Consider the following 14,109-nt stretch of genomic DNA (forward strand, 5'->3'; position numbering starts at 1 on the left):
GTGAGTCTTTCTTGAACTGAGAAGAACATAGCGCGCCAACTCGGTCCGCGCCAGAGGTTTGCGGCACTAGTTCGACCGCATGCGCGATTCAGGTCGGTCGACGGCATGTGGTCTGATGTGTACCTGCTCCACTCCTCTCGGTGATGGAGCGCCGGATCGCTGCCTGGCACACTCAGGGCAGAATGAATCGCGGTCGACATACGCATCTGATGGTCTGCATTGTCGACCGCACCCCTGCGGAGGTGTGCGATGCCAGGCCCGATCCAGTCAGTTGAGCGCGCGGCGGCGATCCTGCGACTGCTCGCAGGCGGCGAACGCCGCCTGGGGCTGTCCGAGGTGTCCGCCTCCCTCGGACTGGCCAAGGGGACCACCCACGGAATACTGCGCACCCTCCAGCAGGAGGGCTTCGTCGAGCAGGACCCGGAGAGCGGCAAGTACCAACTCGGCGCCGAGCTGCTGCGACTGGGGCAGAGCTACCTCGACGTCCACGAGCTGCGGGCGCGCGCCCTGGTCTGGGCCGACGACCTGGCCCGGGCCAGTGGCGAGACCGTCTACCTCGGAGTGCTGCACCAGCACGGGGTGCTGATCGTCCATCACGTGTTCCGCCCGGACGACAGCAGGCAGGTGCTGGACGTCGGCAGCATGCAACCGCTGCACAGCACGGCGCTCGGCAAGGTGCTGCTGGCGCACGACCCGGTGGCCCGCGCCGAGCTCGACGAGAACCCCCCGGAGGCGTTCACCGCCCGCACCCTGACCGACCTCGGAGACATCGACGAGGAGTGCGCGCTGACCCGCGAACGCGGCTGGAGCGCGGCGGTCGAGGAGACCTGGGAGGGCGAGGCCTCCATCGGCGCGCTGATCCAGGACCGGCGGCGCAACCCGGTCGGGGCGGTCTGCGTCAGCGGCGCCGTGGAGCGGGTCTGCGAGGCCGGCGCGCCCCGTCCCGAACTGGTGGTGTCGGTCCGCGAGGCCGCCCGGGCGATCTCCCGGGACCTGGGCGCGACCCGCTTCTGACCGTCCGTCGGCCCGACCGGCGGATGGCCCATGAGCTGCTATCTGCCCCGATTTGGGCGATTTTTCATAGTTTCCACGATGATGTCGGCTTTGCTGAATTCCGCGTGCGGAGTATTGACGCCGAGGGGGCCTACCCGGAAAACTGCCGCATGGCGGTCGACAATGTCGAACATCGTTCACGAGTGTCACGCCACGGGCCCCACCCGCCCCACTCCCCCCACAGGGGCACGGACAAAGGAGTCGATGTGTCCAACCTCCATGTCTTCCTAGGCGAAGTCCTCGGAACCGGACTGCTCATCCTGCTGGGCGGCGGCGTCTGCGCCGCCGTGACGCTCAAGAAGTCGAAGGCGCAGGGCGCAGGCTGGACCGCCATCGCCTTCGGCTGGGGATTCGCCGTCCTCATCGCCGCCTACACGTCCAACTCGCTCTCGGGCGCCCAGCTCAACCCGGCGGTGACGGTCGCGGTCGCCATCAAGACCGGCCACTGGAACCAGGTCCCGCTCTACTTCGCCGGGCAGCTGATAGGCGCGATGATCGGCGCGTTCCTGGTCTGGCTGACCTACCTGGGCCAGTTCCAGGCCAACGAGGAGCCGACGCTCGGGATCTTCTCCACCATCCCGGAGATCGACAACCCGATCCAGAACCTGATGACCGAGATCATCGGCACCTTCGTGCTCTGCATCCTGATCCTCACCGTCGGCCTCAACGCCGGGGTCGGCCTCTCCGGCATCGGGATCCTGATCATCGCCCTCACCGTGGTCGGCATCGGCTACTCCCTCGGCGGTCCGACCGGGTACGCCATCAACCCCACCCGCGACCTGGGGCCGCGCATCGTCCACTCGCTGCTGCCGATCCCCAACAAGGGCGGGTCCAACTGGAGCTACGCGTGGATACCGGTGGCTGGACCGCTGATCGGCTCGGTCCTCGCCGGACTCCTCTACAAGGCCATGTTCTGAGTGTCCGAGGGCTTCTGACACACCGACTCGAACAGCACCATGTTGTGAACCCCGTACGCGTTCCCCCGACCGCTCCCACACCCTGAGGATCAGCATCGTGACCACCAGACTGTCCAACGGCGGCCAGTACATCGCCGCGATCGACCAGGGCACCACGTCCAGTCGCTGCATCATCTTCGGCGCGGACGGCCGCATCGTCTCCGTCGACCAGCAGGAGCACAACCAGATCTTCCCGCAGCCCGGCTGGGTCGAGCACGACGCCACCGAGATCTGGACCAAGGTCCAGGCGGTCATCGCGCTGGCGCTGAGCAAGGCCAACCTCACCAACGAGGACATCCGCGCCATCGGCATCACCAACCAGCGCGAGACCACCGTGCTCTGGGACCGGCACACCGGCCTGCCCGTGCACAACGCGCTGGTCTGGCAGGACACCCGGACCGAGGCGCTCTGCAAGGAGCTGGGCCGCGAGGCCGGCCAGGACCGGTTCCGCGCCGCCACCGGCCTGCCGCTGGCCAGCTACTTCGCCGGACCCAAGATCCGCTGGCTGCTCGACCACGTCGACGGGCTGCGCGAGCGGGCCGAGGCCGGGGACATCCTCTTCGGCACCATGGACAGCTGGGTGATCTGGAACCTCACCGGCGGCGTCGACGGCGGCGTCCACGTCACCGACGTCACCAACGCCTCGCGCACCATGCTGATGAACCTCGAAACGCTGCAGTGGGACGCCGACATCCTCGCGGCGATGGACGTCCCGGCGGCGGTGCTGCCGGAGATCCGCTCCTCGGCCGAGGTCTACGGCCACGCCGTGGGCGCGATGGCCGGGGTGCCGGTGGCGTCCGCGCTCGGCGACCAGCAGGCGGCGCTGTTCGGGCAGACCTGCTTCAACGTCGGCGAGGCCAAGAGCACCTACGGCACCGGCACCTTCCTGCTGCTCAACACCGGTGAGCAGGCCGTCGCCTCGCGCCACGGCCTGCTGACCACGGTCGGCTACCGGATCGGCAAGGAGAAGCCGGTCTACGCGCTGGAGGGCTCGATCGCGGTCACCGGCTCGCTGGTGCAGTGGCTGCGCGACCAGCTCGGCATCATCTCCACCGCGGCCGAGATCGAGACCCTGGCCTCGACCGTCGAGGACAACGGCGGCGCCTACATCGTCCCGGCGTTCTCCGGGCTGTTCGCGCCCTACTGGCGCTCCGACGCGCGGGGCGTGGTCACCGGCCTCACCCGCTACGTCACCAAGGGGCACCTGGCCCGCGCCGTGCTGGAGGCCACCGCCTGGCAGACCCGCGAGGTGGTCGACGCCATGGCCAAGGACTCCGGCGTCACCCTCACCGCGCTCAAGGTCGACGGCGGGATGACCAGCAACAACCTGCTGATGCAGTGCATCGCCGACGTGCTCGACGCCCCGGTCGAGCGGCCCTTCGTCGCCGAGACCACCGCCCTGGGCGCCGCCTACGCCGCCGGCCTGGCCGTCGGCTTCTGGCCCGACCTGGAGACCCTGCGGGCCAACTGGCACCGCGCCGCCGAGTGGACGCCGCGGATGGCCGCCGACGTCCGCGACCGCGAGTACAAGAACTGGCTCAAGGCCGTCGAACGGACCATGGGCTGGCTCGAAGAGGACGAAGCGCAGGCCGAGGACTGACCGCCGGGGGCCGGGGCGGGTCCAGCACCTGGACCCGCCCCGGCCCGGCCGACCCGGCAGACCGCCGGCACGGCACGCACACCTAAGGAACCCAAAGCGATGAACACCATCCCCACTCTCGGTGCCAACCGGACCGCCGACCGCGCCCAGGCGCGGCAGTTGCTGAGCAGCGCCACCTACGACCTGCTGGTGATCGGCGGCGGCATCCTCGGCACCGCCGTCGCCTGGACCGCCGCCCAGTCCGGGCTGCGGGTCGCCATGGTCGACTCCGGGGACTTCGCCGGCGCGACCTCCAGCGCCTCGTCCAAGCTGGTCCACGGCGGGCTGCGCTACCTGCAGACCGGCGCGGTGAAGCTGGTCGCCGAGAACCACAAGGAGCGCCGGGCGCTGGCGATCGACGTCGCCCCGCACCTGGTCAACCCGCTGACCTTCTTCGTCCCGGTCTACAAGGGCGGCCCGCACAGCGCGCCGAAGCTCGGCGCGGGCGTGTTCCTCTACTCGGCGCTGTCGGCGTTCCGGGACGGCATGGGCCGGGTGTCGACCGCCGCCCACGCGTCCGCGCAGGTGCCGGCGCTGAAGACGGAGGGGCTGCGCTCGGTCGCGGTCTACGGCGACCACCAGATGAACGACTCCCGGGTCGCGGTGATGACCGTGCGGGCGGCGGTGGACTCGGGCGCGGTAGTGCTCAACCACGCCGAGGTGACCGGGCTGCGCTTCTCCGGCGGCAAGCCGGGCAGCGGCCGGGTGACCGGGGCGGAGCTGCGGGACAAGCTGGACGGGACCGAGTTCGGGGTCAACGCGCGGCTGGTGCTGAACGCGACCGGTCCCTGGGTGGACCACCTGCGGGCGATGGAGGACCCGGCGGCGGCGCCGAGCATCCGGCTGTCCAAGGGCGCGCACGTGGTGCTGCGGCGCAAGGCGCCCTGGCGGGCCGCGCTGACCATCCCGATCGACAAGTACCGGGTCTCCTTCGCGATCCCGTGGGAGGACCACGTCCTGCTCGGGACCACCGACGAGGAGTACACCGGCGACCCGGCGGACGTCCGGGCGACCGAGGCGGACGTGGACCAGATCCTCGGCGAGGCCGGTCACGCGGTGAAGGACGAGCACCTGGACCGGGAGCTGGTCACCTACTCCTTCGCCGGGCTGCGGGTGCTGCCCGGCGGCCCCGGCGACGTCGCCGCGGCCAAGCGGGAGACCGTGGTGACCGAGGGGCGCGGCGGGATGCTGTCGGTGGCCGGCGGCAAGTGGACCACCTACCGGCACATCGGCCGGGTGGTGCTGGAGAAGCTGGCCAAGGTGCCCGGGACCGGGTTGGCCGAGGACATCTCGGTGATCCCGCGGACCGTGCCGCTGCCCGGCGTGGCCAGCCCCAACGCGGTCGCGCACCGGCTGCTGGTGGACCGGGACCCGGGGGCGCGGATGGACCCGCTGGTGGCGCGCAACCTGGCCACCCACTACGGCACGCTCTCCTTCGAGATCGCCCGGCTGATCGACGAGGACCCGGAGCTCGGCCGCCCGCTGCACAAGGACGGCCCGGACGTCTGGGCGCAGGTCGCCTACGCCGCCTCCCGGGAGTGGGCGCAGACCGCGGACGACGTGCTCCGCAGGCGCACTACGATGGTCGTGCGCGGTCTGGACACACCGGAGGTGAGGGCTGAGGTGGAGGCCTACCTGACCGGTCACCGGCAGGTGTGACCCGCGCACAGGGCGGGCAGGGTCCGACGTAGCGACGCCCGGGGGCGCTTCGGCGCCCACCCGGGCGTGCGGTGGTCGGGGCGCGGGTGGGACGGGGAACGGCGATGGCAAGACGGGTGTCGGACAGGTCGCGCAGTGCGCGCGCCCGACTGGTGGTGAGCCTCGCCCTGACCGTGACCGCACTGATGTTCACGGTGGTGCTCCAGCTCGCGGGCACCGACTACACCGCGCTGGCGCTCACCTGCACCGGCGTCGGGATCTTCCTCTCGACCTGGTTCCTGCTGGACGTCTGCATCTCCTGGAAGGACGACCTGGACCGGCGCCGGGCCGCCGCCCGGCGCGGCCCGCGCCCGCCGAGCGCTCCGCGCCCGCCCGCTCCGCGCGCCCCCGGCGCGCCCCGCGACGCCGGCGACGCCCGCTACCCCACCGGCCGCCGGTAGATCCGGGTGGACGTCAGCTCGCCCTGGACCTGGACGTCGTCCGGGTCGACGGCCGGCAGGCCCGGCCGCAGGTGCTCCTCGACCGAGATGAACTTCAGTCCGGCCCGCAGGTCGGCGTCGTTGCGCAGCCGGATGATCAGCGGGAACTCGGCCAGCGCATTGGCGTCCAGCAGACCGGTGGTGTAGATCAGCTGGACGCCGAGGGCGGCGGCCACCGCCCGCTGCAGCTCGATCAGGTAGGTCGCGTTGGCGCGGCCGATCGGGTTGTCCAGGAACAGCGTCCCGGCGTGGGCGAGCCGGGCCTGGCCCCGGTCGTTGGAGCGCAGCGCGGCCATGGTGCAGTAGAGCGCGATCGCGGCGGTGAGCAGCTGCCCGCCGGAGAAGACGTCCGACATCTGGCTGACCGAGACCCGCTCGGCGCGCAGCACCGCGTCCGGCTTGAGGATCTCCACGGCGACGCCCTTGGGCTCCAGCGCCGCGTGGACGCCGCGCAGCAGCAGCGACATCCCGTCCCGGCGGCCCCAGTCGCTGCTGGCCCCGGCGGCGGCGGTGCGGCGGACGGCGGCCCGGGTGGCCTCGTCGATGACCTCGCCCAGGCGCTCGGTGAGCACCGCGTGGTCCGGGTCGTCGAAGCGGACCCGGAGGAACTCCTGGCCCGACCACTCCCCCAGTCCCTCGGGCAGCCGGGACAGCCGCTGGGCGGCGCGCAGCGTCGCCAGCGAGGTCTCGACCAGGCCCCGCAGCCGGTCGACGATGCTGTCGCGATTGCGTTCCAGCTGCTCCAACTCGTCGGTGAGGACCCGCAGCCGGGGCGCGAAGGCGGTGGCCCAGGCGGCGGCGTGCTCGGGCAGCGCGGAGGCCGGCAGCTCGCGGATCTGCTGCCGGGCCGGGGTGCGGACGGCCTCGAAGCGGGTGGCGTTGGCATGCCGGACCAGGGCGTCGGAGGCGTCGCGGACGGCCAGGTCGGAGCCGGCCAGGTCGGCGGTGGCGGCCCGCAGGGTGCGCCGGGTGTCGGTGGCGGCCTGCCGGGCCTCGGCCAGGCTGCCTGGGTAGGGCTTGGGGGCCTCCTCCTCGGCCTCGCCGGCCCCGCTCGCGGCGGCGGGCTCGCGCAGGCCGTCGCGGAGCTGGGCCGCGGTCTCGTCGAAGTCGGCGGCGGACTGCTGGGCGGCCTCCAGCGTCCGCTGGTAGTCCGCGTGGGCGCTCCGCCCGGCCGCCAGCGCGTCGGTGCGCGCGGCGAGTTCGACGGTGGCGGTGCGCAGCAGCGCCTGGGCGTGCTCGGTGCTCTCCGGCACCAGCTCCTCGGGCAGCTCGGTGTGGGACTCGCCGCTGACCGGCGCGCTGCGCTCGGCGTCGCCGCGCAGCCGGCCGAGGTGCTCGCTGGCGGTCGCGGCGCGGGTCTCGATGGTCTGGACGAGCTCCTCGGCGCGGGCGGCGGCGGCCTGCCGACCGGGGCCGTCCGCGCCGTCGGTGCTGGTCAGCAGCTCCTCGGCGCGGCTGCGGACCTTGTTGGTGAGCCGGTCCAGCTCGATCCGGGCGGCGGTCTCGTCGCCCTCGGCGCGGGCCTGCTCGGCGCGCAGGTCGGCGCCGACGCCGACCTGCTCGTAGAGCTGGGAGGCGGCCCGGTGGGCCTCGCGCAGGGCGGGCAGCGAGGCCGAGGGGCCGGTCTCCTCCGCAGCGGCCCCGTCCGGGGCGTCGTCGGCGGTCGGCAGCTCGGCGCGCTCGGCGCGCAGGGCGCGGACGGTGCGGCGGGCGTCGTCGGCGGCGCGCTGGGCGGCGCGGCGGTCCTCGTCGGCGGCCTGGGCGCGCTCGGTGCACAGCTGCTGGCGCTGCTCGGCCTCGGCCGCCTCGTCGGCCAGGGTGCGCAGGTTGCCGGTCCAGGTGGCGCGCTCGCGGAGCCGGTAGGCGAGCCCGGCCAGGGCGTCGGCGCGGCGGCGGGACTGCTGGGCGGCGTCGGCGCGGTCCTCGCGCACCCGGACCGCCTCGGCCTGCTCGCTGTCGGCCTCGTCCTGCTCGGCGCGGGCGGCGGAGAGCTCGGCGGTGGCCAGGTCGAGGGCGGTGCGGGCGGCCTCGGTGTCGGCCGCGAGCGCGGCCAGCCGTCCGGCCGGGCAGCGGGCGCGCCAGGAGGCCAGCCGTCCGGCCAGCAGCCGGTCGGCGCCGAGCCGGGCGGCCAGGGTGCGGATCTGCTCCTCGCGGGCGGTGGCCCGGTCGCGGAGCAGTCGGCGCTCCTCGTCGGCGGCGTTCTCGTCGTGCATGGCCGGGTTCGGCGGGACCAGGAACAGGCCCTCGCCCGCCCCCGGCAGGTCGGTGACCGGGCCGAGCAGCGCGGCGGCGGTGCCGACGGCGACCGCGGAGCGCGGCAGCAGCGCGGCGGCGGTCAGCACCTCGCGGGCGCGCAGCAGCGCGTCCGGGTCGGTCACGATCACGCCGTCGACCAGCTGCGGGCGGGCGGCGAGGATCCGGTCGTGGTCGGCCGGATCGACCGACTGGGCGAGGTAGCGCCAGCCGGGGAGGGCCGGGACGCCATGCTCGCCGAGGTACTCGACGGTGGCGAGGACGTCCGGTCCGGGCGGCAGCAGGCCGCCGTCGCCGAGGGCGGCCAGCACCCGGGAGTCGTCGGCGGCGGCGGTGCGCAGGTCGAACAGGGTGCGCTCGGCGGAGGCGACGGCCGAGTCCAGCAGTTCCCGCAGCGGGTCGGCGGCGTGGTCGAACTGCTCCGGGGTCAGCCCCTCGGCGTCGGTGCCCAGCAGGTCGCAGGCGCGCGGGTCGCGGGCCAGGTGGGCGGCGCTGTCCTGCTCGGCCGCGAGCACGGTGCGGCCGGCCGCGAGGGCGTCGCTGGCGCGGGCGGCGGCCAGCTCGGCGCGGTTGGCCCGGGCGCCGGCCTCGCGGGCGCGGACGGCGGCGGCGTCGGCGACGCCCCGGGCCTCGTCCCAGGCGGCGGTGGCGGTCCTCTCGGCGTCGACGGCGTCGAGCGCGGCGCGGGCCGGGTCGACCGCGTCGGGACCGGAGCCGGCCGGGTCGATCCAGCCCGCGCGGACCGCGGCCTGGGTCTCCTGCTCGACCTCGGCGAGGCGCTGGCGCAGGTGCTCGGACTCGCTGCGGGCCTTCTGGGCGGCGACGGTCGCGGCGGTGGCGTCCCGGCGGGCGGCCTCGCTCTCGGCCTGGATCGCCCCGGCCCGCTGCTCCTCCTGGTCCGCGCGGGTCTCGGCGGTCTCGGCGGCGGCCTCCAGCGCGCGGACCAGCGCCAGCCCGGCGCGGGTACGGGCGGCGAGCGCCGGAGCCGCGTCCCGCTCGGCCTCGCGGATCGCGGCGGAGACCCGGGCCGAGCGGTCGGCGGCGGCGCGGTGCCGGAGCACGGTCTCGGTGGCCTGCCAGGCCGAGTGCAGCGTCCGGGCCTCCAGCAGCTCGCGGCGCAGCGCGGCGGAGGCGCCGGTCGCGGCGGCCAGCGCCAGCGTGGCGTGCCGGTGGGTCAGCTCGGCGACGGTCAGCGACTGCCGGGAGCGGGCCTCCTCGGCGTCGGCGACCACGGTCGCGGCGGCGGCGACCTGCTCGGCCAGCTCGCGGGAGCGGTCGCGCTCGGCGGCGGCGCGGACGGCGAGGGTGCGGGCCAGCCGCCGGGTCCGGCGCTCGGCGGAGCGGTGCGCCTCGCGGACCGACTCGCGGGCGGTCGCCGCCTCGGCGATCCGCTGCAGCAGCTCCAGCGAGCCGCCGGTGAAGTCGCGTTCGGCGGTGAGCTCGGACCGGCGGCCGAGCTTGGCGGCGAAGCCGTGGACCAGGTCGGCCAGGCCGTCGGTGTCCCGGGTGTCGGTGACGGCGCGCAGCAGCAGGTCGGTGAAGTCGGCGTCGTTCTTGACCGCGAACAGCCCGGCCGCCTCGCCCTCGTCGGCGTTCATCTCGCGCTGGTAGCGGAACAGCTCCGGGTCCAGGCCCAGCACGCCCAGGTGCTCGATCCAGCGGTCGTGGCCCTCCTCCCAGGTCAGGTCGAGGTCCGGGTAGGCCTTGCCGGCCTCGGTGAGCGAGTCGCGGAAGCCCTTCATGGTGCGCCGCCGGCCCCGGGCGGTGACCTTGGGGACGCTGTCCTCCTGGCCGGGCGCGGGCAGCAGCGCGGCGCGCTCGGCCACCGGCAGCGACTCCAGGCTGAGGCCGGGGCCCGGCCGGAAGGAGTACCAGGCCTCGGCGAACTTGCGCGGGTCGGCCGAGACCTGGCGTCCGCGCCACTCGCTGACCTTGCCGACGACGACGCTCTCGCCGGTGACGGTGTGCTGCCACTCCAGCGCCACATGGCCGCAGTCGTCGGCCAGCAGGAACTTGCGCAGCACGCCGGAGCTGGCGCCGCCGAGGGTGTTGCGGTGGCCGGGCAGCATCACCGAGAAGATCAGCTTCAGCAGCACCGACTTGCCGCCGCCGTTCTCCAGGAACAGCACGCCGGCCGGGGCGGGGCGGCGGACCGGGCCGGTCTGCTCCTCGTCGAAGAAGCCGGGCTGCCGGGGCGCTGGTTCCGGGACGGCGTCGCCGACGTCGCTCAGGTCGAGCACGGTGTCGGCGTACCGGGCACCGGCGGGGCCGATGGAGTACAGGCGGACACGGTTCAGCTCGTACATGGGGCGTCAGTTCTCCGGGGTAGGGGGTGGCGGGACGGGTGCTGCTGGGTCAGGAGGAGTGGAAGGGCAGGCCGGCGTCGGCGACCAGCTCCTCGGTCGGGTCCGGGGGCAGCAGGCTGGCGCTGCCGTCGCTGATCGGGACCACGCCGAGGGCCAGCAGTTCGGCCATCGCGGCGCTGCCGGCCAGGTCGCGGACCTGGAGCTGGTAGCGGGCGGTGGTGCGGTAGGTGCCGCCGGAGTCGTCAGAGGTCTTCTGCAGGAAGCCGGAGTCGACCAGGAAGGCGGTGGCCTTGCCGACGATGCCGATGGTCGACCCGACCAGCCGGCGCGAGTCCTTGGTCGCGCCGGTGGCGCTGCGCCGGGCGTAGACCCGCCAGGCGACCTCCAGGCCCGGCGCGTCGCTGGCCGGGTCGGTGTTGGCGCCCTCGGTGTCGGCCTGCTCCTCCAGCCGGCGGCAGACCTGGCGGACGAAGGTGTCGACGCCGTTGACGGTGATCCGGCCGAGGTAGCCGTCGTCGGCGAGGTCCTCGGGACGGGGGAAGGCCAGCGCGGCGACGGCGAGATGGGCCAGGCCGTGCAGGAACCGGTCGGTGGACTCGGAGGCGGCCCGGCGCGAGTACTCGCCGAGACGGACCGCGAAGACCGAGTCCTCGGCGGCGGCGACGGCCATCCCCGCGCGGGCGGAGACCTCCAGCACGATCAGGCCGAGGCCGGTGGCGACGGCGTCGGCGAGCCGGGCGAAGCCCGGGTCGTCGCGGTAGCGGCGGACCAGGTCGCTGTACTCGACGTCGCGGGCGGGCAGCAGCTTCGGCTGGAGGCCGAAGGAGACCAGCCGGGAGGCGTCGGCGACGTCGGCCGGGGTGACGGCGGGGGCGGCGGACCCGCTGTGCGGCTCGGCGGCGGGCGCGTCGTAGCGGTCGGCGGCGGAGCGGTCGGCGGCGGAGCGGTCGGCGGCGGAGCCGGGCTGCGCCGGGAGGGCGGGGTCGGCGTAGCTGGTCACGGGCGGCGCTCCAGGCGGTGGGACGGGGTGGGGCGGTCGGACGGGGACGGGCGGTCGGACGGGGACGGACGGTGCGGGGACGGGGTGGCGGTGGCCGGGGCAAGATCCACAACATGGCGGGCCGCGCTCATACCGCCTCCGCCCGCTCCGCGGCCATGCCGACGGCGTCCAGCAGCGCGCTGCCGACGATCAGGTCCGCTCCACCGAACTCCGGGTCGTCCAGCCGGGCTCCGTCGTCCACCGCGAACAGCAGCCGCTCCTCGCCCTGCCGGTAGGCCGTGCCGACCGAGGGGCTGGCCGCGTGCACGGCCAGCAGGGCGACCAGGTAGGGCAGTTCGGGGTCGCGCCGGCGGGCCTCGGCGAGCAGGCCGGAGAGCCTGCGGGGCGCGTCCGGGGCCAGGTCGAGCAGCTCGTGCGCGGCGTCCAACTGGGCCTCGGTGAACCGGCCGTCGTCGGGCGCGTCCATCAGGTCCGGCTCCTGGAGCTCGGCGCCCAGGTGCTCCCGCTCGACCGGCGGGGTGAGCAGGACGTCGATCAGGTCGGTGACCCGGACGGCGGTGCGGGCGCGCAGCCCGGTGGCCTGGCCGAAGAAGGCGTCGGTGACCTGTCCGGCCTGCTCTATCGGCAGGCTGAGCAGCGGCGCGAGCAACTGCCCGTACAGGTCGAGGCCGCTGCGGGCGGAGGGCGCCGAGAAGGCCTGCCGGTCCTGCTCGGCCCGGAACAGCGGTCCTGCCTCCAGCAGCCGGGTCTGCAGCTGGGTGTGGCGGCGGATGCAGTCCTTGACGATCTCGACCAGCTCGGCGGCGCGGCGCTTGTGCTCGGCGCCCTCGGGGGTGTTGGGCTCGGCCTCGTCGCGGGCGCGGCGGATGTTGGTGAGGATCGCGTTCTCGTGCCGGTAGCGGTCGGCGATGTGGTCCAGCGCCTCGGTGATGAGGTCGGGGACGGTCTCCATCCAGTCGACCGCGCGAACGTTGCGGCGGGTGGCCTCCAGCGCGCGGCGCAGCGTCTCGGCGAACTGGACCGTGCGGTAGCGGGCCTGCTCGGCGGCGAGTTGGGCGTCGGCGAGCCGGCCCCGGCGGATCAGCACCTCCAGCTTCACCTCGGCGGCGATCTGGGCGCTGGTGACGTCCGTGTCCAGCGCCCCGACCAGGACGTTCACCGCCTCGTCGGTGGTCCGCAGGTAGACCCCGCCGTCCGGGCCCGGGACCTCCTCGATCAGCTTGAAGTCGTAGTCCCGGCGGACGTAGTCGCCGCCGGCGTTGAAGGTGCCGTAGACGGCGCGGAAGCCCCGGTCCACACTGCCGACGTTGATCAGCGACTCCAGCACCCAGCGGGTGACCCGCTCGTGCTCGCGCCAGGGCCGGTCCGGGGCCTGGGCGGCGACGCGCGGGTGCAGCCGGGCGAGGACCTGGTCGCGGTCGGCGCCGGTGTCGAAGTCCATCTGCAGGGTGACGAGGTCGATCGCGGCGAGCGCGACCTCGGCCATGCCGTAGACCGCGTACTCCCCGGCGAGGTTGGCCTTGCGGTTGTCGAGGTCGTGCAGCGGTGCGGTGCAGGCGAGCGCGCGCAACCGCCGGGCCAGCCCCTCGTCGGCGGCTGGGCCCAGCGCTGGGCGGCTGCTGGCTTCGGCGGTGGTGGTGGTCACGATCAGCAAGGTTAGAGGCTGCGACTGACAAGGACCGAAACGCCACGGATTGTGCGCAGCTGTGCCCGGCTCGACAAGCCGCCGGAGGGCCGCGAATTCCGGGCCGTCCGGCCCCTGCCCGTTCCGCCCGCAGGAGGCGATACTGGGGACAAGGCCCCGGTACAGCCCGGCATCCCGCCCGCTCCCGCCGCCGACGACGGACCACGTCGGACAACGCACACGTCGGACAACGCACCACGTCGGAGAAGGACGTGAGCCAGGATGTCAGTCACCCGCCGGATCAGGACTCTTTTCTCGGTCAAGGCCAACAAGGCGCTGGACCGCGTGGAGGACCCTCGCGAGCTGCTGGACTACTCGTACACCAAGCAGTTGGCCCTCGCCCAACAGGTCCGGCGCGGCGTCGCCGACGTCGCGACCAGCCGCAAGCGCGTCCAGCGGCAGCGGGACGACCAGCAGCAGCTTGCCGGGACCCTGGAGCGCCAGGCCCAGCAGGCGCTGCGGGCCGGTCGGGAGGACCTGGCCCGGGAGGCGCTGGAGCGCCGCAACACCGCGGTCGCCGAGGTCGCACGGTTGGACGCGGAGGAGGCTTCGCTCCAGGCCGAGGAGGAGAAGCTGACGGCGGCCTCGCACCGGTTGCAGAAGCAGATCGACGACTTCCGGGTCCGTAAGGAGACCGTGAAGGCCGGCTACACGGCGGCCCAGGCGCAGAACGGCATCAACGAGGCCGTGGCCGGGATCTCCGAGGGCTCGGACGACCTCGGCGGCGCGATGCAGCGGGCGCTGGACAAGACCGAGGAGATGCAGGCCCGCGCGAGCGCGCTGGACGAGCTGACGGCCTCCGGCGCGCTGCCGAACGCCGGTCTGCCCGGCGGACCCGACGCGCTCGGGTCCGAGTTGGACGCGCTCGACTCCGGACCCGACGGCGGCGTCGAGGCCGAGTTGGCGCGGATGCGTACCGAACTGGCGCGGCAGTCCGCACCGGCCGAGATCGAGGAGGGGCGGGATCAGGGCACGGGTCCGGGGACCGCGCCGGAGCAGGAGGCGAAGCCATGACCATCCACCTCACCGGCGGAGCGGGGGCCGTCCGGCTCTCGGGCACCGGACCGACCGGCACACCGC

The 14,109-nt window shown here is 74.2% G+C and carries 9 protein-coding genes; 6 read left to right on the forward strand and 3 right to left on the reverse strand.

Features of this window, described 5'->3' with window-relative positions; genetic code table 11:
* The first annotated feature begins 249 nt into the window (after positions 1-249).
* From BS75_RS04355 to BS75_RS04375, 5 genes are all read left to right on the forward strand, one after another.
* Entirely contained in the window at positions 250-1,014 is a 765-nt protein-coding gene (locus BS75_RS04355; RefSeq protein ID WP_034087246.1) for an IclR family transcriptional regulator, read from the forward strand.
* A 245-nt stretch (positions 1,015-1,259) separates the two neighbouring features.
* Positions 1,260-1,970, forward strand: a complete 711-nt coding sequence (locus tag BS75_RS04360; RefSeq protein WP_034087247.1) for an MIP/aquaporin family protein — start codon at positions 1,260-1,262, stop codon at positions 1,968-1,970.
* 97 nt (positions 1,971-2,067) lie between these two features.
* On the forward strand, positions 2,068-3,609 hold the full coding sequence (gene glpK, locus BS75_RS04365) for a glycerol kinase GlpK (RefSeq protein ID WP_231607675.1): 1,542 nt from the start codon (positions 2,068-2,070) through the stop codon (positions 3,607-3,609).
* 99 nt (positions 3,610-3,708) lie between these two features.
* On the forward strand, positions 3,709-5,307 hold the full coding sequence (locus BS75_RS04370; protein ID WP_034087249.1) for a glycerol-3-phosphate dehydrogenase/oxidase: 1,599 nt from the start codon (positions 3,709-3,711) through the stop codon (positions 5,305-5,307).
* Positions 5,308-5,411: 104 nt separating this feature from the next.
* Entirely contained in the window at positions 5,412-5,747 is a 336-nt protein-coding gene (locus BS75_RS04375; protein WP_156164206.1) for a hypothetical protein, read from the forward strand.
* Here BS75_RS04375 and BS75_RS04380 read toward each other — a convergent pair.
* From BS75_RS04380 to BS75_RS04390, 3 genes are all read right to left on the reverse strand, one after another.
* Positions 5,726-10,345 carry a hypothetical protein gene (locus BS75_RS04380; RefSeq protein ID WP_034087251.1) on the reverse strand — a complete coding sequence of 1,540 codons (4,620 nt, stop codon included), beginning with the start codon at positions 10,343-10,345 and terminating at the stop codon, positions 5,726-5,728. The genes BS75_RS04375 and BS75_RS04380 overlap by 22 nt on opposite strands.
* A 49-nt stretch (positions 10,346-10,394) precedes the next feature.
* Positions 10,395-11,345, reverse strand: coding sequence for a hypothetical protein (locus tag BS75_RS04385; RefSeq protein ID WP_042440989.1), 951 nt, complete (start codon positions 11,343-11,345; stop codon positions 10,395-10,397).
* Positions 11,346-11,472: 127 nt separating this feature from the next.
* The gene (locus BS75_RS04390; RefSeq protein ID WP_231607676.1) at positions 11,473-12,990 is read right to left on the reverse strand and encodes a hypothetical protein; all 1,518 of its coding nucleotides are present in this window, start codon (positions 12,988-12,990) and stop codon (positions 11,473-11,475) included.
* 261 nt (positions 12,991-13,251) lie between these two features.
* On the opposite strand from BS75_RS04390, the gene BS75_RS04395 reads away from it, so the two are divergent.
* The gene (locus BS75_RS04395) at positions 13,252-14,043 is read left to right on the forward strand and encodes a PspA/IM30 family protein (RefSeq protein ID WP_034087252.1); all 792 of its coding nucleotides are present in this window, start codon (positions 13,252-13,254) and stop codon (positions 14,041-14,043) included.
* The last annotated feature ends 66 nt before the right edge of the window (positions 14,044-14,109 follow it).

This window comes from Streptacidiphilus albus JL83, from assembly GCF_000744705.1.
Lineage (GTDB): Bacteria > Actinomycetota > Actinomycetes > Streptomycetales > Streptomycetaceae > Streptacidiphilus > Streptacidiphilus albus.

Bases quoted from the DNA above. Each gene is read 5' to 3' on its own strand.
- BS75_RS04355 (WP_034087246.1), top strand. From the start codon at position 250: ATGCCAGGCCCGATCCAGTCAGTTGAGCGCGCGGCGGCGATCCTGCGA.
- BS75_RS04370 (WP_034087249.1), top strand. From the start codon at position 3,709: ATGAACACCATCCCCACTCTCGGTGCCAACCGGACCGCCGACCGCGCC.
- BS75_RS04375 (WP_156164206.1), top strand. From the start codon at position 5,412: ATGGCAAGACGGGTGTCGGACAGGTCGCGCAGTGCGCGCGCCCGACTG.
- BS75_RS04380 (WP_034087251.1), bottom strand. From the start codon at position 10,345: ATGTACGAGCTGAACCGTGTCCGCCTGTACTCCATCGGCCCCGCCGGT.
- BS75_RS04395 (WP_034087252.1), top strand. From the start codon at position 13,252: ATGTCAGTCACCCGCCGGATCAGGACTCTTTTCTCGGTCAAGGCCAAC.